Origin of the sequence: Xanthomonas sp. D-99 (assembly GCF_017746145.1) — a bacterium.
Taxonomy (GTDB): domain Bacteria; phylum Pseudomonadota; class Gammaproteobacteria; order Xanthomonadales; family Xanthomonadaceae; genus Xanthomonas; species Xanthomonas cissicola.
The window spans coordinates 108,693-128,186 of record NZ_JAGHWU010000041.1 but is presented as its reverse complement, the minus strand read 5'-3'; the positions used below and the strand labels follow the sequence as shown (position 1 = coordinate 128,186).

The 19,494-nt window shown below is 64.6% G+C and carries 16 protein-coding genes; 2 read left to right on the top strand and 14 right to left on the bottom strand.

Annotated features, from left to right (window positions below):
* Nucleotides 1–510 precede the first annotated feature (510 nt).
* The 11 genes from J7360_RS14710 to J7360_RS14660 all read right to left on the bottom strand — a co-directional run bounded on the left by J7360_RS14710 (nt 511) and on the right by J7360_RS14660 (nt 12,760).
* Nucleotides 511–2,259, bottom strand: coding sequence for a BatD family protein (locus tag J7360_RS14710; RefSeq protein ID WP_057659657.1), 1,749 nt, complete (start codon nt 2,257–2,259; stop codon nt 511–513).
* Complete coding sequence (locus tag J7360_RS14705) at nt 2,256–4,085, bottom strand: VWA domain-containing protein (RefSeq protein ID WP_209034137.1); 1,830 nt, start codon at nt 4,083–4,085, stop codon at nt 2,256–2,258. The genes J7360_RS14710 and J7360_RS14705 overlap by 4 nt, the downstream gene beginning before the upstream one ends.
* Nucleotides 4,073–5,089, bottom strand: a complete 1,017-nt coding sequence (locus J7360_RS14700; RefSeq protein WP_209034136.1) for a VWA domain-containing protein — start codon at nt 5,087–5,089, stop codon at nt 4,073–4,075. Before J7360_RS14700 ends, J7360_RS14705 begins: the two co-directional genes overlap by 13 nt.
* Complete coding sequence (locus J7360_RS14695) at nt 5,086–5,547, bottom strand: DUF4381 domain-containing protein (RefSeq protein ID WP_057659662.1); 462 nt, start codon at nt 5,545–5,547, stop codon at nt 5,086–5,088. Before J7360_RS14695 ends, J7360_RS14700 begins: the two co-directional genes overlap by 4 nt.
* A 2-nt stretch (nt 5,548–5,549) precedes the next feature.
* The gene (locus J7360_RS14690; protein WP_057659664.1) at nt 5,550–6,512 is read right to left on the bottom strand and encodes a DUF58 domain-containing protein; all 963 of its coding nucleotides are present in this window, start codon (nt 6,510–6,512) and stop codon (nt 5,550–5,552) included.
* Between the two features lie 20 nt (nt 6,513–6,532).
* A complete protein-coding gene (locus J7360_RS14685) occupies nt 6,533–7,552 on the bottom strand; it encodes a MoxR family ATPase (protein ID WP_057659666.1) in 1,020 nt (339 codons plus the stop codon).
* A 260-nt stretch (nt 7,553–7,812) separates the two neighbouring features.
* Complete coding sequence (locus J7360_RS14680) at nt 7,813–9,708, bottom strand: type IV pilus secretin PilQ family protein (protein WP_057659668.1); 1,896 nt, start codon at nt 9,706–9,708, stop codon at nt 7,813–7,815.
* Between the two features lie 19 nt (nt 9,709–9,727).
* On the bottom strand, nt 9,728–10,261 hold the full coding sequence (locus tag J7360_RS14675) for a pilus assembly protein PilP (protein WP_057659671.1): 534 nt from the start codon (nt 10,259–10,261) through the stop codon (nt 9,728–9,730).
* A complete protein-coding gene (locus J7360_RS14670; protein ID WP_007967621.1) occupies nt 10,258–10,923 on the bottom strand; it encodes a type 4a pilus biogenesis protein PilO in 666 nt (221 codons plus the stop codon). Before J7360_RS14670 ends, J7360_RS14675 begins: the two co-directional genes overlap by 4 nt.
* Nucleotides 10,920–11,702 (bottom strand): PilN domain-containing protein, encoded by a 783-nt coding sequence (locus tag J7360_RS14665; RefSeq protein ID WP_007974441.1) that lies wholly within the window; start codon nt 11,700–11,702, stop codon nt 10,920–10,922. Before J7360_RS14665 ends, J7360_RS14670 begins: the two co-directional genes overlap by 4 nt.
* Nucleotides 11,702–12,760 carry a pilus assembly protein PilM gene (locus tag J7360_RS14660; RefSeq protein WP_343237352.1) on the bottom strand — a complete coding sequence of 353 codons (1,059 nt, stop codon included), beginning with the start codon at nt 12,758–12,760 and terminating at the stop codon, nt 11,702–11,704. Before J7360_RS14660 ends, J7360_RS14665 begins: the two co-directional genes overlap by 1 nt.
* 212 nt (nt 12,761–12,972) lie before the next feature.
* Here J7360_RS14660 and J7360_RS14655 point away from each other — a divergent pair, with 212 nt between their 5' ends.
* Nucleotides 12,973–15,399, top strand: coding sequence for a penicillin-binding protein 1A (locus tag J7360_RS14655; protein WP_007967628.1), 2,427 nt, complete (start codon nt 12,973–12,975; stop codon nt 15,397–15,399).
* A 300-nt stretch (nt 15,400–15,699) separates the two neighbouring features.
* Nucleotides 15,700–16,350: a hypothetical protein gene (locus J7360_RS14650; protein WP_022558570.1), complete on the top strand. Its 651-nt coding sequence runs from the start codon at nt 15,700–15,702 to the stop codon at nt 16,348–16,350.
* A gap of 268 nt (nt 16,351–16,618) precedes the next feature.
* Here J7360_RS14650 and J7360_RS14645 read toward each other — a convergent pair whose 3' ends face one another.
* The 3 genes from J7360_RS14645 to J7360_RS14635 all read right to left on the bottom strand — a co-directional run bounded on the left by J7360_RS14645 (nt 16,619) and on the right by J7360_RS14635 (nt 19,390).
* On the bottom strand, nt 16,619–17,908 hold the full coding sequence (locus J7360_RS14645; protein ID WP_003486167.1) for a citrate synthase: 1,290 nt from the start codon (nt 17,906–17,908) through the stop codon (nt 16,619–16,621).
* A 229-nt stretch (nt 17,909–18,137) separates the two neighbouring features.
* Nucleotides 18,138–18,380, bottom strand: a complete 243-nt coding sequence (locus J7360_RS14640; protein WP_005911911.1) for a type B 50S ribosomal protein L31 — start codon at nt 18,378–18,380, stop codon at nt 18,138–18,140.
* A gap of 71 nt (nt 18,381–18,451) precedes the next feature.
* The gene (locus J7360_RS14635; protein ID WP_057661624.1) at nt 18,452–19,390 is read right to left on the bottom strand and encodes a nucleoside hydrolase; all 939 of its coding nucleotides are present in this window, start codon (nt 19,388–19,390) and stop codon (nt 18,452–18,454) included.
* Between the last annotated feature and the right edge of the window lie 104 nt (nt 19,391–19,494).

The window sequence follows — 19,494 nt, the reverse complement described above, 5'->3', positions numbered from 1 at the left end:
TTCTTGGATGAATCCTCTACATAAGGCGATAGTGTCGCGCATCTGCGGTGAGTTGATCAGACCTTCCCTAGGGGCTCGTTGGCGGCATCCATATCGCCAACGAGCCCGCACGCGGCGAGGACACCGCACCAGCACGCTGTTCGCCAACTCAGTAAAAGGCCTAGCGTCGGAGCTTACAAGGACGTACTTGCAGCGTGTCCTGCGAGGGTGGGCGGGCAAGGGCCCTGCAGCAACGCCGCAGCGCCAACGCTCTTCGCTCTCTTCCGCACCGTTGGCAGATCACACGCATCCAACATCAATGCGTTATCAGCGCTGCAAGGCAGCGTCGCCGCTCAAAGCGAGTGATAGCGGCCAACGAAATCTAACGAGCCACTGTTACGTGAGCGCAGATTCCCCCCCAGGAATCGAAGTACCGTTGTTGCAGACCATTCGTTACACCAACTGCACCGCGCGGAAACTGCGCAGCCGGTATCTCAGTGGTTCAAGCCGCCCCCGATGCAACGCCGTCGATCAAGGCGCAGGCGGATACAACGGCGCCAGCACCTCCGGTTCGGCTGCGCTTGCCTGGTGCCACCGCGGACCCTTGGCGAACGCCTCGCGCAAGGCGGCGCGCGCGCCGGTCACATCGCCATCGCCGCCCCAGCGCGCGCGCTGCATGCGCGCCACGGCTGCCTGCTGCGCCGGGTCTGCCAACGCCGCCACCACTGCGTCGATATCGGCCACGCCGGCCATGCCGCAGAGCACCGCCGCCACATCGTCCATGCCGCCGGTGTCGAGCGCGCGGCGCAACTCGGCCACGCCGTGAGTGGCGCGCCTAGCCTCAGCTGTTCCATTGTTGCCGTCACCACCAGTGCCGCCTGGCGCACCGCGCGGAGCACCGCGCCGACGCACCAACGCCCACACCAGCGTGGCGATCCACAAAAACGCAAACCCGATCGCCGCCGCGATCCACCCCCACGGCGGTTGCGCGGGCGATGGTGCTTGCAGGGTGAGAGTGCGATCCGGTGTCGGCGCCGATTGATCGGGTGTCGGATTCGGCGTGGGCGCTGGCGCAGGCGTCGCAAACGCGCCGCTACCTGCCGCGACATCGAGCGTCAGATCGGGCAGTGACGCCGTCTTGGCTGCCCCTGCCCCCACATCCCACCACGCCATCTGCAGCCCGGGCACCACCAACGGACCGGCGCGGTTGGGCACGATCGAATAGCGCCGGGTCAGTCGCAGTTGCGGCGAGCCGTCCACGAAGCGCTCCTCGAATTGCGGTGGCTCGGCAAACACCTGCGCGTCGGGCACGCTGGGCGTCGGTAATTCGGGGAACTGCGCCTGGGTCGCGCCGCGCGCACTGGCTTCCACCACGAATTGGGCCGCCTCACCGGCTCTCGCCCGCTGTGGCGTGGTCGTGTAGCGCAACTGCAGGCTGCGCAACGGCAACCACGGCTGCGGCGCATTGGCCGGTTGCGCGCGCACCTGCAACGGAATGCTCGCACTGCGCGCACTCAGCTCACCGTTGCCGCGCCCGAAGTAGTCGTCGAAAAACCCACCTACCGAACGCCCGTTGAAACGTGCCGGCGGCAGCAGCAGGCGACCGCTGCGCTCGGGCACCAGCAGGTAGCGCCGCTCCACCACGTTGTAGTGGCGTCCGTTGACGACCTTGACCGAGCTGACGTCGTCGCCGACGCGCTGCATCGATGCCCCATCGGGGGCCTCAAGATCCAACTCGCCCGATGCCAACTGGGTGGCGAAGTACAACCGCACCACCACGCCCACGCTTTGCTGCACGTAGGGTTGCGGGTCGTCCACCTGGGTTTGGACGAAGGCTTCTTCATTGCCCTGCGCTGCACTCGGCGCGCCGGCAGCGTTGCCGGAGCTACTTGCGGGATCGTTCGCCGCCCCAACCACCTGCAGGCGCAGCGGTTCGGTGCGTTCATTGCCCACGCGTATCGCCGGCACGATCAGTTCGCCACTCTTGCGCGGCGTCAGCACCACACCGAACAAGGCACGCACCGTCACCGAACCATTGGCCACCTGCATCTGCTGATTGGCGCTCTTGGCGCCCAGCAAGAAGTCGGTGCGCAGTGGCGTGTAATCAGGGTCGACGCCGCGTTGGTCGGTTTCGATATTCAACATCGCCACATCGCCGGCATTGACGCTGTCGCGATCCAGCCACGCGCGCGTGACCGCACCCACCGGCGCGCACGCCAACAGTGCCACGCTGGCCAGCATGCCGATTGCCGCGCGACGCAAGTGCTGTCTGCCGATCATCGTCCGTCCCGTTGCCTGCGTTCGTATTCCAGCCTGAATTTGGTACGCAGCAGGCTGCCCGGATCGTCCGGAACCCGCCGCAGCCATGCGTCCACCGCCTGACGTTGCTCGCGCTGTTCCGGCGTCTCGCCGGCGACGGTGGCCTCCTTGCCGCTGGCATCCGCCTGCTTGTCACCCGCCTGCGCCATGGCCTGCTGCATCTTGCGACGCTGTGCCTCATCGGCCTGCTGCTGCGCCTTAGCATCTGCAGATTGGGGCGGGGTGTCCTGCTTGCGTTGCTCGCCCTGCCCGTTCTTGGACTGCGCATCTTGCGACTTGCCGTCCTGTGGCGGCTGCGCATCAGAGGGCTGGTTGTCGCTGCCCTGCTGGTTCTGCCCATCCTGGCCGGATGGCTTGGCCTGCTGATTCTGGCCGGCCTGCTGTTGCCCCTTGCCATCCTGACCGGATGGCTTCTGGTCCTTGGACTGGCCTTTGCCGTCCTGGCCCTTGCCATCCTTGTTGTTCTGCTGCTGACGCTTGCGCGCCGCATCGACCGCGGCGCGATTGGCGATGGCATCCTGCTGATTCGGGTGTTGCTTGAGCGCACGGTCGTAGGCCGCGATCGCGGCGTCGTACTGGCCTTGTCGCGCCAGCGCATTGCCGAGGTTGTACAGCCCCTCATCGGTTGGCACCGCTTCGAACGCCTTCTGTGCCGCCGCGAAATCGCCCTTGCGATATGCCTGCACGCCGGCGTCCAGGCGCTGTTGTTGCACCTGATCGGCACGCTGCCACAAGGTGCCATCGGCCGCGTTCGCGGGCTGCGCCAGCGGTAGCACGCATGCCGTCGCCAGCACCGCCACCACCGCGCGGCGGCGAAACGCCAGCAGGGACAGCAGCATCACCGGCAGCACCAGCCAATAGCCTTCGTCGAGCCAGCTCTTGCCGCCATCGGACTCGGCGGTTTCATCGGCCAACGGCTGTTGCGATGGATCGAGCACGCCCAACGCCCGCAGATCCGCATCGTCCGGCGCAATGCGCGCATACCGCCCGCCGCCCTGCGCGGCCAGGGTGCGCAGACTGCCTTCGTCGAGCCTGGCCTGCGCAATTTCACCGCTGGCCATGCGATACGCCGCACCGCGCTCGCCGCCCACGCCAAGCGCGAAGACACTGAAACCGCGCGAACGTGCCACCCGTGCCGAACTTTCGGCGGAGCGATCTGCGCCATCGCTGACAAGCAGGATCTCGCCTTGCTTGAAGCCGGCCTGCTGCAACAGCTGCACGGCCGCATCGATCGCCCGGTCTGCACGCTTGCCATCGACCGGCATGACCGACGGCGACAGCGCATCCAGAAACAAGGCCACGTTGGCGCTGTCCTCGGTCAATGGCGCAACCGTGAAACTCTCGCCTGCATAGACCAGCAATGCCACCTCACCACCGGCACGTTTGCGCAGCAGCGTCGCCAGCTTGGCGCGCGCCTGCAGCAGGCGCGAAGGCGGCAGGTCGGTTGCGTTGGCGCTGGACGACAGATCCAGCACCACCACCAGCGGCATGCTCGATTGAAACACCGGACGCTCGGTCTGCCGCCAACTCGGCCCGCTCACCGCAATCACCGCCAACGCATAGGTCAGCGCAGCCAGCACGAATCCCAGCCATCCGCGCCGACCGCCGGCGGCCAACAGCTCCGGCAACAGATGCGCATCCACACTCTGCCGCCAGACGTCGGCATCGCGGCGACGCCAGTGCCACAGCGCCGCCGCCGGCACGATCGCCAGCAGCGCCCACAACACCATCGGGCGCAACAGATGTAGCGACTGCTGCCACCCCGCCAGCTCGGTCAGCGCGTCCATTGCCACCTCCGCGGCAGTACATAGGCCAACAGGGCAACGACGATTGCCGCGCCCAATGGCCAGTAGTAACGCTCCACGCGCGGCTGCACCGAGGGGCCCAGTCCCTTGACCGGCTCCAGCCGATCCAGCTCGGCATAGATGCCGGCGAGCTCCTCGGTATCGCGGGCGCGGAAGAAGCGTCCGCCGGTCTGCTGGGCAATCTTGCGCAGCCCGTCCTCGTCGATGTCGTCGTCGCCGCCGGCCGGAATCGGCACCCCGAACAAGGAATAGCCGCCACTGCCGCCGAACGCAATGGTGTGCACGCGCACGCCTTCGGCCTTGGCCAGTTCCGCAGCCTTCAACGGATTGAGCACGCCAGCGGTGTTGACGCCATCGGTGAGCAACACCACCACGCGCTGGCCCTGCTTCTGTTCGCGCAGGCGTTTGACCGACAAGGCGATCGCATCGCCAATCGCGGTTTCGCGCCCGGCCAAGCCCACCACGCTGTCGCGCAACTGATCGCGCACGGAGGTGAGGTCGGCCGTCAGTGGTGTCAGCGCATACGCGCGTTGGCCAAAAACCAGCAGACCGACGCGGTCGCCGTCGCGCCGATCCAGGAAGTCCGACAGCACGGCCTTGGCGGCGGTGAGCCGGTCCACCACCTTGCCACCAAGCACCATGTCGGGCTCGCTCATGCTGCCCGAAAGATCCACCGCCAACATCATCTGGCGCGCCTCGCGCGGCGGTTGAATCACCTCGCCCAATTGCTGCGGACGTGCCAGCGCGGCGCACAACAAAAACCAAGCCAGCCACGCCAGCCAACGCGGCATCCGCAGCACCGGCGCGCTCGTCGCCTGCGCCACTGCCTGCAACTGCTCCGCGTAAGGCACACGGAGTGCGGCCGCATCGGCGCGGCGTTGCGGCCAGAACAACATCAGCAACGGCAAGGGCATCAACCACCACGCCCATGGCCAGGCGCAATGCGCCAACGCATCCTGCCATTGCGACCACTGCAACCAGTTCATCGCCGGCCCCGCATCAGCCCCACAAAGCGCTGCCGCGCCAACGCTTCTAACGCCGGCAGATCGCTGACTGTGGGTGCGCGCTGGAAGCCGCCTTCCAGCACAGCCCGCGCGGGCCCCTGTGAAAACACGGGGTCCTTGCGCTTGCGCCCGTCCAGGAACTGCAACCACGCCTCGCCCTGCAAGCGGTCGGCCTGCGGATCGACGCGCCGCGCCGCACGTCGCAGCAGCACCGACACGGCCGCCAAGCGCTGCGCAGGCGTCGTGGCGCGCGCTAGTTCTGCATCGAAAGCAGCCAGCCAGCGACGCTGGCGCTGACGCCGGCGCCACCACCAGACCCATGCGCTCCCCACCACCAGCACGACAACCGCGATCACCAGCCACCAGCCCGGTGCCAGCGGCCACCACGACGGCGAAGGTGGCAGATGCACATCACGCAGCGGCAGCGACTGCGGGGACATCGTCAGCGACCCCGCGCGGCGGAGCTGCCGCCCAACCAGGCATCGCTGGCATCGTCGGTGCACAGGCGATGCAAGCGCACGCCGCGTGCCTGCAGGAGCGAACCCAAATGCTCCAGCGGCGCAACGAATTCGGTCTGCCAGCGCGCACGCCCGGCCTGGGTCGACAGATCGATCGCGATGCGCTCGCCACGCACGTCGAAGGTGACTGCACGTGCCGGCGGCGCCAATTCCAGCGGATCGACCAGCACGATCACCACCACCTCGTGATGCAAGGCCAAGCCCGACCAGCGCGTGGCAGAAATCCGGCCGGCGCTGCGCGCATCGGCCAGCACGGTCAGGCGCGCGCCCGGGCGTAACAGGCGCGCCGCATGATCCAGCGCCACCTCCAGCCCCGCATCGCCGGACGGCGGCTGGGCATACCAACGCGCCAAGGCATCCAGCACCGGCAGCACACCACGCTGACCGGACCGCGGCGCAATCGGCGCCTCGCTCGCGGTGCCGCGCAATGCTGCAATGCGATCGCCCTGGCGCTGCGCCAGCCATGCGGCAACGGCGCCGGCGCGTGCGGCCTGCACCGATTTGTAGCGCACGCGCGTACCGAAGAAGAGCGCAGGCGAGGTATCGGCCACGATCAGACTCAAACGCTCGCGCTCAGCCTGAAATAACTTGGTGTGCACCCGTCCGGTTCGCGCGGTGACGCGCCAGTCGATATGCCGCGCATCGTCGCCAGCCACGTACTCACGCGACTCGGCATATTCCATGCCGCGCCCGCGCGTGGCGGCCGGTACCGGCCCCACCACCCCATACCGGCCACGTCCCGCTTGACCGCGATGGATTGCGGTACCGCGCAGCGCAATCAGTTCTGCAAGCGTTGGGCGCACCCCATCGCCAGCGACTGGCGAGGGAGCGGTTACAGGGGACGAGAACGGCATCGAAGACATCGGTGTCTGGCGAGAGTGCGGCATACCTCAGCGACGCTGCCCGATCAGGGCAGCGGAATCTTTTCGAGCAATGCAGCGATCAGGCGTTCGCCGTCCCAACCCTCGGCGGTGGCCTCGTAGCTGGGCAGCACGCGATGCCGCAGTACGTCCGGGGCAATGGCGCGGATATCGTCCGGCGTCACGTAGTCGCGCCCGGCCAGCCAAGCCCGTGCGCGCGCGCACCGTTCCAGTGCGATCGAGCCACGCGGGCTGGCGCCCCAGGCGATCCGCCGCGCCAATGCCGGGTCGTAACGCTTGGCATCGCGCGAGGCCAGCACGATTTCGATCAGATAGCGTTCCAGCTGCGGTGCCAGATGCACGTCAAGCACCACACGGCGCGCGGCCAAGACATCTTCCAATGGAATCTTGTCGGGTACGGTCTCGTGCTTTTCCAGCGTGTCGCGGGCGGCCTCGCGTGCCAGGCGCAGGATTTCCGCCTCGGCGTCGGCCTGGGGATAGCCGATGCGCACATGCATCAGGAAGCGATCCAACTGCGCTTCGGGCAGCGGGAACGTGCCCTCCTGCTCGATCGGATTCTGCGTCGCCATCACCAGGAACAACTGCGGCAGCGCATAGGTATGCCGGCCGACCGTCACCTGCCGCTCGCCCATCGCTTCCAGCAGCGCGGATTGCACCTTGGCTGGTGCGCGGTTGATTTCGTCGGCCAGCAGGATCGGGTGGAAGATCGGCCCGGGCATGAACTCGAACCGGCTGTCCTGCGGCCGCCAGATTTCGGTACCGGTCAGGTCGGCAGGCAGCAGGTCCGGGGTGAACTGCACCCGTGCAAAATCCGCTTCCAGCCGCGAAGCCAGCGCACGGATGGCAGTGGTCTTGGCCAACCCGGGCGCGCCCTCGACCAGCAGATGGCCATCGGCCAGCAAGGCAATCAACAGCCGCTCCACGAGCGCTGCCTGGCCAACGATGCGCTGCGCAAGCGATTCGCGCAGCGAGGTGAATTGACGGTGCAGCCGGTCCTCGGCGGGCGCGGCAACGGCTTCGGGGGGGAGCAGTGGCGGTGCATTCATAGGTCCAGTGTGACCGATTCGAACGCGATTGGTTCACTTGGCGGCGTTGGGATGTTCAGTGAACGATACAGAACTTGACGCTTGTCAGCGGGCCAACGCCAGACCTTTCGGACTCTACAAGATCATAGATCCCGAATTGGCACTGCGGTCGGGCTTCGTCAGCACTAGCGCAGAAATGATGTGGGAAGTGATTGATTACTCAATCTGGATCTAACAAAAGGAAAGGGCCGCTTTCGCGGCCCTTCCGATCCGATCATTGCTCAAGGAGTCGCGCTTGCGACACGCAGCACCTTCGGTGTTACAAAGACCAGCAGCTCCGCCTTTTCCTTACTGCGACCGCGTTTCTTAAACAAATTCCCCAAAAACGGTATGTCGCCCAGGAAGGGGACCTTGGCAATACTCTCGCGGTCATTGAATTCGTATACACCACCGATCACCACCGTTTCACCATCCCCAACAAGCACTGCAGTGTTGACCTCGCGCCGATTGATTTCCGGAACGGTCCCATAGCCATCGAGAACAATGAACCGCGCAACTTCGTCCTTCTTGACATTCATGTTCAAGAAAACGCGGTTGTCATTGGTGATTGTCGGGGTCACTTTCAACTCAAGCAAAACTTCTTTGAACTGCACATTGGCCTGTGCCTGACCACCAGAGCCTGCACCGCTGATCGTAACATAGCCAATTTCACGGCCTTGCTTGATAACGCCCTCGCGCTGATTTGCGGTCACTATTCTCGGGTTAGAAACTACCTCTCCTCGCCCCTCCTCCTGCATTGCTGACAATTCCATGTCAAGAGAAAAGTTACGCCCAAGCAACGTATAAGCGATCGAACCGGCAGTACTTGTCGTAAAGGTACCGGCAGGAAGATTAAAATTTAGACCCGCAGGAATGTTATGTAGGCCGTCATTTATAATAGAAACGTTATTGGAAGCACTTCCACTAATGACACCGGTGTTCCCACCATACTGCTGCCGACCAGCGACACCAAATCTTGCGCCCAAGTCTCTTGCAAATGTATCGGTTGCGATGACAATCCGGCTTTCAATCAGCACCTGATCCACGGGACGGTCGATATGCGAGATCAGTTCGCGCATCTGCGCAACTTTTTTCGGGATATCGCTAATCATCAAGGTATTTGTGCGCTCGTCGGCCACCAGACGACCTCGCGGGGACAGGAAGCCATTGTCCTGCTGCCCGCCGCCGCCGCCTTGCCCACCGCTACCGCCACCACCAATTCCCTTGGCCTCCGTCAGCGCCTTGAAGATCACCGCAGCGTTGTGGTAGTTGATCTGCACATAATCGGTGATCAAGTCCTCGCGGTTCTCGATCGCGATGCGGGCGTCTTCCTTGTCCTGCTCGAACTTGGCCAGCTCCGGTTGCGGGGCGACCCACACCACGCCGCCATCGCGGCGCTTGTCCAGGCCCTTGGCGCGCAGCACGATGTCCAGCGCCTGGTCCCACGGCACATTCATCAGGCGCAGCGTGACATTGCCCTGCACGGTGTCGGACGCGACGATGTTGAGGTTGGACTCTTCGGCGATCAGCTGCAGCACGGTGCGCACCGGCACGTCCTGGAAGTTGAACGTCACCGGGCGGCCGCTATAGCCGCGCGCGGCGATCTGCGCGGCAGCCTGCGTGACCGCCGCCGGGCTCACACCGCCAACCGCCGGCTGGCCCTTGCGCGGGGTGATTTCCACCACGTATTCGTTGCCGGTCTGGTAGGCCAGCGAATCGAAGGCACCCTTGGTCGACAGCACCAGCTGCGAACCGGAGCCGGACGGCTTCACTTCAACGCGCTGCACCGGCGTGGCGAAGTCGGTGACATTGAGCGGGCGTTGCAGCTCGGCAGGTAGCTTGGCATTGCTGATGTCCACCAGCACGTTGTCGCCCTGCGTCCGCAGGTCCGGGCTGGCGCCCTGGCCGTCGAACTGCAGGATCAGACGGCCAGCGCCGTCTTCGCCGCGCTTGAAATCGATTTTGGACACCGCCAGGCTCGCCGGAGCGACCTTGGCCGGATCCTGCGCGGGCTGAGTCAGCGCCGCGGCGGCGAACGCGCTGCCGCTCGCCAGTGCCAGCGCGAACCCCAACGCGCAGGCCTGGAAGATCGCGTGGCGTCGTACCGGACGCAGCCGCTGGGCATTGGAAAACGTCATCGTGCTATCCCCTATCACTTTATTGATCATCCAATGCGAGTGCGGCCGGCCGTTCAAGCCATCCACCCGCACCGTCCGGCACAAGTTCAATCAGCTCGATGCGGTCTTCGTAGACCCCGGTCACCCGGCCATCGCTCTGTCCCAGATACACACCAGGCCGCACCCGGTAGGTCACCTTGTCAGGCGCCATCACCAGGGCGATCAGGCCCGAACCGCCGCCAATGGTCCCCACCATGTCGAGGGCGTCGAGCGGAAAGGCTTCCAACGGCTCCTTGCGCCGGTTCGGATCCGGACGCGTGCCGTTGCCACCTTCCGCGCTGACCCAGGCATCGCTGAACGGGTCGCGCATCGCCTGCGCTGCATATTCGAAGGTCTCGAACTGCTGCATCACCGGCAACGGCTCCAGCGGCGGCGCAGGACGCGCGCGCACCTCGGCAACCCAGGCTTCCAGATTCGGCGCATCGCCCGGTGTGCTGGTCACACCGCGCGTACACGCCGGCAATACAGCAATTAACGCCGCAAAGGACAGAATCTTGAGCAATTTCATGGTCATTGGCCGCCCTTCTTCGCAGCGCTGGCCGCAGCCTTTTCCTGCTCGGCCATTTCCTCATCGTCCAGATAACGATAGGTCTTGACCGTCCCGGACAGCTCAAGCGCACCGCGCGGGCCGATGCCGGCCTTGGGATCCTTGGGCTTGAGGTTGATGTCGTGCATGGTCAGGATAACCACGCGCGGCAGCGAGGCCACACCGCTGACGAAGGCACCGAACTGGTGGTAGCTGCCCACCATGCGCAGAGCGATCGGCTTTTCGGCGTAGAACTCCTTCGGCGATTCCGGACCGGGCTGGAACAGCTCGTTGGACAAGCCGCTGGACAGCGCGGTCTGCGAGATGTCGATGATCAGATCCGGCATTTCGGTCTTGCTGGGCAGCTGACGCAGCATCTGCTGCAGCACCTGTTCCATCTGCGCGAGCTGCTGCTTGAGCGGCTCCAGGTTCACCGCGCGGCCCTGTTGGGTCTCGAACTCGGTACGCAGCTGGGATTCGGTGCTTTCCAGGCCTTCCAGTTCTTCGCGCTTGCTGCTGATCAACAGGAACCAGGCCAGCACCATGATGAACAAGCCGACCACCACGCAGAACACAATGCGTGCCTGCTGCGGCCAACCGCCGATGTTGTTGAAATCCAGATCGCTGAGCTTGAATGATTTCTTACTCATGACGCCGCCCCCTCCTGCGGCCGATTGGCTGGCGCCGGCGCTGCCTGCGTCGGTGCAGGAGCAGCGGCCGGCGGCGTTGCGGGCGCAGGCGCCGCTGCCGGAGCAGCAGGCGTCGCACCGGCAGGCGCTGCACCCGGTGCTGCGGTGCCCGGCGCGGCCGGATCCACTGCGCCCGGTGCGATGCCGTTCTTGTCAGCCTCGTTCGGATTGGCCAGCTTGACCTTGAGCGTGAACACGTACGGCAGCGTCTTGGTGTCCATCGACGACGCGGCAGGTTGCCCGGCCTTGTCCTGACTCTTGGCCTCGATGATCGACAGGTCCGGATTGGTCATCCAGCCCGAGCTTTCCAGGTTGCGCATGTAGGCACTGACCCGCGCATTCGATTGCGAGCGACCTTCCAGCGTGAGGATGTCGCCATCCTGCTTGATGTTGGTCAGCGCCACACCATCGGGAATGGTGCGCACCAGCGAATCGAACAGGTGCACCATCTGCGAGCGGTTGGCTTGCAGCTCCTCGATCACCTTCTTGCGCGCAAGCAGGCGGTCCTTCTTCTTGTCGAGTTCCTTGATCTCTTCGTTCTGCGCCTTGACCTTGTCGATCTCGGTGGTCAGAAACGCATTGCGCTCGGTCTGGCCGCTGATCTGCGCGTCGTAATAGAACCAGATCAGTGCCGACAACAGCACGCCGCCCAATGCGGCGAAGCCCAGCATCGAGTAGAACTCGCGCTCGCGTGCCTTTCGGCGCTCCGCGCGCCAGGGCAATAGATTGATTCTTGCCATCAGTCGAAGCTCCTCAGGGCCAGGCCGGTGGCGATCATCAGTGCAGGCGCATCCAGCGCCAGCGCATGGGCCTGAACCTTCGGGCCAAGCGTCATCTGGGCAAGCGGATTTGCAACGACCGTGGTCACACCGAGCTGCTCTTCCACCATCTCCGGCAGGCGCGCCAGCGCGGCGCAACCGCCGGCCAGCACGATGCAGTCGACGCGGTTGAACTCACTGCCCGCATAGAAGAACTGCAGCAGACGGCTGATCTGCTGCACCGTGGCTTCCTTGAACGGCTCCAGCACTTCGACCTCGTAGCTTTCCGGCAGGCCGCCCTGGCGCTTGGCAAGGCCAGCCTCTTCGTAGGTCAGTCCATAACGGCGCATCACTTCGTCAGTGAGCTGCTTGCCGCCGAACACCTGCTCGCGGCTATACAGACTGCGACCGGAGCGCAGCACGCTCAGCGTGGTCATGGTCGCGCCGATATCCACCAGCGCCACCACCGCATCGGCGGCCACCGGCAATTCGCTGGCAACCAGGGCGAAGGCGTTTTCGACCGCAAAGGCCTCCACGTCCATTACCTTGGCGGTCAGGCCGCCGAGTTCCAGCGCCGACTGGCGCAGTTCCACATTCTCCGAACGCGAGGCGGCCAGCAGCACCTGCACCATGTCCGGGCTATTGGGCATCGGGCCCAGCACCTCGAAATCGAGATTCACTTCCTCGATCGGGTACGGAATGTAATTGGTGGCTTCCAGTTCGACCTGGGCCTCCAGGTCGCTATCGTCCAGATCGGCCGGCATCGGGATCAACTTGGTGATCACCGCCGACCCTGCCACAGCAGCTGCCGCGTTCTTGGCCTTGCTGCCGGAACGGTTGATGGCGCGGCGAATGGCTTCGCCCACCGCTTCCACTTCGACGATGTTCTTTTCCACGACCGCATTCGGCGGCAATGGTTCTACCGCGTAATGTTCCACGCGGAAACGGTTCCCGCTGCGCGATAGCTGCAAGAGCTTCACGGCAGTCGAACTAATGTCGACACCAATCAGTTGCGACTGACTCTTGGGTAAAAGCCCCACGGTAACTCCCCTGCCGACGGGCACTTGGACGCATGTGCGCCCTCGTATTAATAATCAAATTTTAACAGTTGACAAGCCCTTCACGCGCTAGGCAATGACCCGGCGACGCGACCCCAGTGCCGTCTTCTGCGATCCCCAGAGTTCGGCCCCAGCCAAACTCAGCGTCACCTATACTCTGTGACCAAGAAATCTGCAATCGGAATCTCTCTTACATGCCCCGTATTCGCCGTTGGCTGGGCTGGATCCTGGCCACGATCGTCGTGCTCGCACTGCTTGGCGCTATTGCTGCCGGCGGCCTGTATTACGCCATTTCCTCGAAGTTGCCAGACGTTCAGTCGCTCAAGCAGGTAGAACTGCAGGAGCCGATGTACGTCTATTCCAGCGATGGCCGGCTCATGGCCGTTTATGGCGAGACCCGGCGCTATCCCATCCAGATGAAGGACGTGCCGCTGCGCCTGAAGCAGGCCTTCCTGGCCACCGAGGACGCGCGTTTCTACGAGCACGGCGGCGTGGACTACAAGGGCATCGCTCGCGCGGTCTGGTTGCTGACAACCACCGATGCCAAGCGCGTGCCGGGTGGTTCGACCATCACCCAGCAGGTGGCGCGGCAGTTCTTCCTGAGTTCGGAATATAGCTACACCCGCAAGCTGGCGGAGATCCTGCTGGCGCGCAAGATCGAAAGTGAGTTGAGCAAGGACGAGATCTTCGAGCTGTATCTCAACAAGAGTTTCTTCGGCAACCGCGCCTACGGCGTCGGGGCCGCTGCCGAGTACTACTACGGCAAGAGGATGAGCGAATTGAGCCTGGACGAGATGGCCTCGCTGGCCGGCATCCCCAAGTTCCCATCCAGCGGCAACCCGATCAGCAATCCTGAGCGTGCGCAGGAGCGTCGCGACTATTACGTCCTGCAGCGCATGGCCGACCTGGGCTTTGTCAGCCAGGCCGAAGCCGACGCCGCCAAGGCCGTGCCGATGCATGCCAAGCCGCATGAGCCGCCGGTGGAGGTGTACGCCCCCTACGTGGCCGAGCTGGTGCGTCAGGAAATGATCGCCAAGTACGGCGGCGATGTGCTCAACAAGGGCTACCACGTCACCACGACCATCGATGCGACCCTGCAGACCGGTGCGGATGTGGCGATCGCCGACGGCTTGCGGGTCTACGATCATCGCCATGGCTGGCACGGCGTAGAGCAGCACTTCGACGTGGCCGCCGATGCGGATGCGCCCGCACTGGCCAAGCACCTGGCAGGGGCGTTCACCCAGGGCGGACTGCGTGCGGTGATCGTGGCGCGCACCAATCCCGATGGCGGGGTCACGGTCGTGCAGAGCGACAAGACCGAACTGACCCTGCCCGCCACCGCTAGCCGCTGGACCGGCAAGACCCCGGCCAAGCTGCTGACCCGCGGCGACCTGACCCGCATCCGCGCCGGCGAGAAGGACGGCGAGTGGATCATCGACCAGTTGCCGCGCGGCCAGGCAGCGTTGGTCTCGCTGGACGCCAATAGCGGCGCGCTGCGTGCGCTGGTCGGCGGCTTCAGCTTTGCGGGGAACAAGTTCAACCGCGCCACCCAGGCACGGCGCCAGCCGGGGTCGAGCTTCAAGCCGTTCGTCTACGCAGCCGCGTTTGAAAAGGGCTTCAATCCGGCATCGATCGTGCTGGACGCGCCGGTGGTGTTCCGCGACCGGCGTGGCAAGACCTGGTCGCCGCAGAACGATGGAGGCGGCTTCCGCGGGCCGATGCGCCTGCGCGAAGCGCTGGTGCAGTCGCGCAACCTGGTGTCGGTGCGTCTGCTGGACGCGATCAGCGTCGATTTCGCACGCAAATACATCAGCCAGTTCGGTTTCCAGGAGGCCGAGTTGCCGCCTAACCTGTCGATGTCGCTGGGCACCGCTTCGCTGACGCCGCTGTCTGTGGCACGCGGTTATGCGGTGTTCGCCAATGGCGGCTCACGGGTGGACACCTGGATCGTGGACGAGGTCAAAGACCGCGAGGGCAATGTCATCTTCAAGGAAGTGCCGGCCGTGGCCTGCCGCACCTGCGCCCTGCAGGGCGGCACCGCCGCGCCCGTGAGCCAGGTCGTGGATGGCTTCAACTTCGGCGCCCAGGCACCTGAAACCCCGCCCGCTGCGCCTGCCACGGCCACGCCGGTGCCGGCACAGACCGCCCCTGCGGCAACTGCAGAGACCAAAATCGCGCCGCGCGCGATCGACGAGCGCACCGCCTACCAGCTGGTGTCGATGATGCGCGACGTCGTCCAGCGCGGCACCGGCACCGCGGCCAAGGTACTCGGCCGCGAGGACGTGGGCGGCAAGACCGGCTCCACCAACGAGCACCGCGATGCCTGGTTCTCCGGCTTTGGCGGCCCCTATGTCACCACCGTATGGGTGGGCCGCGACGACTTCCGCTCGCTCGGCTATCGCGAATACGGCGGCAAGGCGGCGCTGCCGATCTGGATCGACTACATGCGCGTAGCGCTCAAGGACAAGCCGATCGCCGCCAACGACCCGCCCGATGGCATGACCCAGGCCACCATCAATGGCGCCGTCGAATGGGTCAAGAACGAAGATCTGGACCGCCTGCAGGATTACGACTACGGCCTGCAGGAACAGCAGGACGAGAAGGCGTTCGATATTTTCTGAGGAGCCGGGGTTGGGGAATCGGAACGGCGTGGCTGTTCGGTTCCCCAATTTCTTGGCCCCGATTGAATAAGCGCCGGCCGTTGCCAACCTGGTGGATCGCGGGCGGGATCGTTGCCGGTTCGGCGCAGCGCTCACTTGCCCGCCACTGATATTGCACGCGCCTTGCCCGTGCATAGCCGTACCCGGACCCTCGCCCGGTCACCGCTGCGTGATCGTTCTTTTGCCATGGCATGACGCATTCGCCATGTCTTCATGCAGCTGTTGTAGAGTCCAGATCAGGTTCATTAGGGGAGCCCGGTCATGCATCACGCACGCGCGCACGCCGATACACGAACCCGGGAACGTCGCCATCGCCTGGCGCACGAAGCCGCACGCCTGATGGCCGAAGGCGGCATCCGCGATTTCCATCAAGCCAAGCTCAAGGCTGCCAGCCGGCTCGGCATCCATGACGATGCTTCGCTGCCACGCAATCGCGAGATCGAAGATGCGTTGCGCGAGTACCAACGCCTATTCGCCGGACCTGCGCACGGTGCGCGTCTGCGCCAACGTCGCGAAGCCGCGTTGCGGGCGCTTGAATTTCTCAGCCCCTTCCAGCCACGGCTGACCGGCCCGGTGCTGGACGGCACCGCCGATGCCAATGCGCCGGTGCAATTGCAGTTGCACAGCGACGATGCCGATGCCGTGCAGCGGTTTCTGGAAGAACACCGCATTCCGGCCGAGTCGCGCACGCGCCGGCTGCGCCTGGATCGCGAGCGCAACGGCGAGTTTCCGGTGTGGCTGTTCAGCGCCGAAGACCTGACCTTCGATCTCACCGTGCTGCCCTACGACGCGCTGCGGCAGGCGCCACTCTCGCAGCTGGACGAAAAGCCGATGCCGCGTGCGTCGGCCGCGCAGGTGCGACAGTTACTGACAGACGGCGACGGTTCCGGCGGCTCACCACCGCTGCGCTGAGTCGACCATATGACGCGGCTTGCCGACGCGGACGAGCTCCGCACCTCTCTAAGCCGGCGTCGCAACGCCACTGCGGCAGCGCTCGTTTTATTCGGGACTCGCCACTACTGGACGAACCGTCGCGCCATGCGCCGCCGGTCGCCGGTTGGCACTCGCCACTCGCCACCACAGCGTCCCGCTTTGTTGGAAGATCCACCGCCACGCAACCGTCCAAATGCAAACGCCCCGCAAGGCGGGGCGTTCGTTTACGCAGGTACGCGTGGGCCGATCAGCGCTTGGCGCTGTCGGTGTAATCGCGCTTGTCGTAGCCGGTGTAGATCTGGCGCGGACGGCCGATCTTCATTTCCGGGTCGACCTGCTGTTCCAGCCAATGCGACACCCAGCCTGCGGTGCGTGCGATGGCGAACATCACGGTGAACATTTCCACCGGGATATTGAGCGCCTTGTAGATGATGCCCGAGTAGAAGTCGACGTTCGGATACAGCTTGCGCTGCACGAAGTAGTCGTCCTTCAGCGCGGCCTCTTCCAGCTTCAGCGCCACTTCCAGCAGCGGGTCGTTCACGCCCAGCTCGCCCAGCACCTTGTGGGTCATCTCACGGATGATCTTGGCGCGCGGGTCGAAGTTCTTGTAGACGCGGTGACCGAAGCCCATCAGACGGAACGAGGAATTCTTGTCCTTGGCCTTGGCCACGGCGGACTCGACGTTGTCGGCGGTGCCGATCTCTTCCAGCATCTTCAGCACGGCTTCGTTGGCGCCACCGTGTGCCGGGCCCCACAGCGCGGTGATGCCCGCTGCGACCGAGGCGTACGGGTTGGCACCGGTCGAGCCGACCAGACGCACGGTCGAGGTCGAGGCGTTCTGCTCGTGGTCGGCGTGCAGGATGAACAGCAGATCCAGGGCCTTGGCAACGACCGGATTGATCTCCAGCGGCTCGCTCGGCACTTCGAACATCATGTGCAGGAAGCGATCGACGTAGTTCAGGTTGTTGCGCGGGTAGCGGATCGGCCAGCCGATCGAATAACGGTACGCGGCAGCCGCCAGGGTCGGCACCTTGGCGATCAGACGGATGGCGGCCTGACGGCGCTGCTCCGGATCGTTGAGGTCCAGGGTGTCATGGTAGAACGCAGACAGCGAGGCGACCGAGCCGGCCAGCATGGCCATCGGGTGCGCGTCATGACGGAAACCACCGAGGAAGTTCTTCAGCGACTCGTGCATCATCGTGTGATGCGTCACTTCGTGGTCGAACTTCTTGAATTCGTCCGCCGTCGGCAGTTCGCCGTTCATCAGCAGGTACGAGACCTCGAGGAAGCTGGACTTTTCGGCCAGCTGTTCGATCGGGTAGCCGCGATACAGCAACACGCCATTGTCGCCATCGATGTAGGTGATGGCCGACTTGCAGCTGGCGGTGGCGGTGAAGCCCGAGTCGTAGGTGAACAGACCGGTTTCTTTGGTCAGCTTGGAGATATCGACGCAATCATTGCCAAGCGTGGGCTTGAGAACCGGCAGAACGACCGACTTGTCGCCGGCGTTGAGCGTGACCTGATCAAGATCGGACACTGTGTACGCTCCTTCAGTGGAAGGCGCCTGATCCCACATGGGCAGGCACGTGATGGAAGTCCAAGGCATCGCCTCGGATCAGGCCATTATCGCACAGCAGCATTTTGGCCGTCGCTTGGACAGAAGTCGTAGACGCGTCGCGCCAGGCATACAGGCGAAGCGTTCAGCGCCCAAAAAAACAACGGCCGCGCAATGCGCGGCCGCTGCCGGTACAGCCCGTCCTGCAAGTTCAGCGCGCGTAGCGCTTCTGGAACTTGTCGATACGGCCGCCGGTGTCGATCACCTTGTGCTTGCCGGTATAGAACGGGTGCGAGGACGAGGAAATTTCCACCTTGATCAGCGGATATTCCTGGCCGTCTTCCCACTTCACGGTCTCTTTCGAGGTCATGGTGGAACGGGTCAGAATCTTGAAATCGGACGTCACGTCGTGAAAGACGACGTCTTTGTAGTTGGGATGAACGTTATCTTTCATGGACTTGGCGCCGGGCTGCCTGGATAAGCCGGGCATTATAGCTGCGCCCAGGCAGCCGGTGCAAGGTCGCCTCAGTTCGCCGCCAGGGCCGCCCCTACCAGCCCGTAGAACTGCTGGATGTCATAGGCCAGCAGCAGATTGGCATTGTCGGGCGTCCCGCCCTGCCGGTTCCAGTCCACCAGGGTCATGCCACGGGTATGCGCACCGGACAGTTCGATGTGTACCGGGCGCTGCTCCAGCCGCTGCGCGCCTTCCGGGTGCAGGGCGAAAGCCATCGCCAGCGCGTCGGCGGCATACCAGTACTCGCCGCGGCTGTCTTCGGACCACAGCCGGGTCTTGCGCGAGATCTCCTCGTAGAACCGGGCGCGGGCGGAATCGGCCGCCAGCCACTGTTCCACGTCCCGGTGCAGCAGGCCGTGCGCGATGGTGGCTTCCCAGTCGGCCACGTCGAACTGCGGAAAACCGCGGAACACGATATGCGCCGCTTCCGGGTCGAAACCGATATTGAACTCGGCCGCGGCGGTGATGTTGCCATGCCCGGTCAATGCCCCGCCCATGACGACCAGGCGCGCCACGCGCTGCGGCAGGGTCGGATCCAGCGTGAGTGCCAGCGCGAGGTTGGTCAGCGGGCCGAGTGCGACCAGCAACAGCTTGCCGGCGTGTTGATGCGACAGACGCAGAATGGCGAGCGCGGCATGCTCGGCTTCGGCAGTGCGCTTGGACGGTGCCAGACCGATATCGCCGAAGCCGTCGAGACCGTGCACGTGCGCCGCATCCACCGACGGGTGCAGCAACGGCTGCGGGCAGCCGGCGTAGACCGGCACATCGGCGCGGCCAGCGATCTCGCAGACCTTCAAGGCGTTGCGCACCGTGTACTGCAGGCCGACATTGCCGGCGGCGATGGTCAGGCCGACGACCTCATGGCGGCTGTCGTTAAAGGCCATCAGCAGCGCCAAGGCGTCGTCCACGCCGGGGTCGGTATCGATCAGCAGCGGTATCTTGTCAGTCATGGGATTCGGGATTGGGCATTCGGGATTCGTTGCGGCATCTTCGCAAGGATCGGCCAGTCACGCGAATCAGCAGCGCGCAGCCGCCGCGCTGTTACGAATCCCGA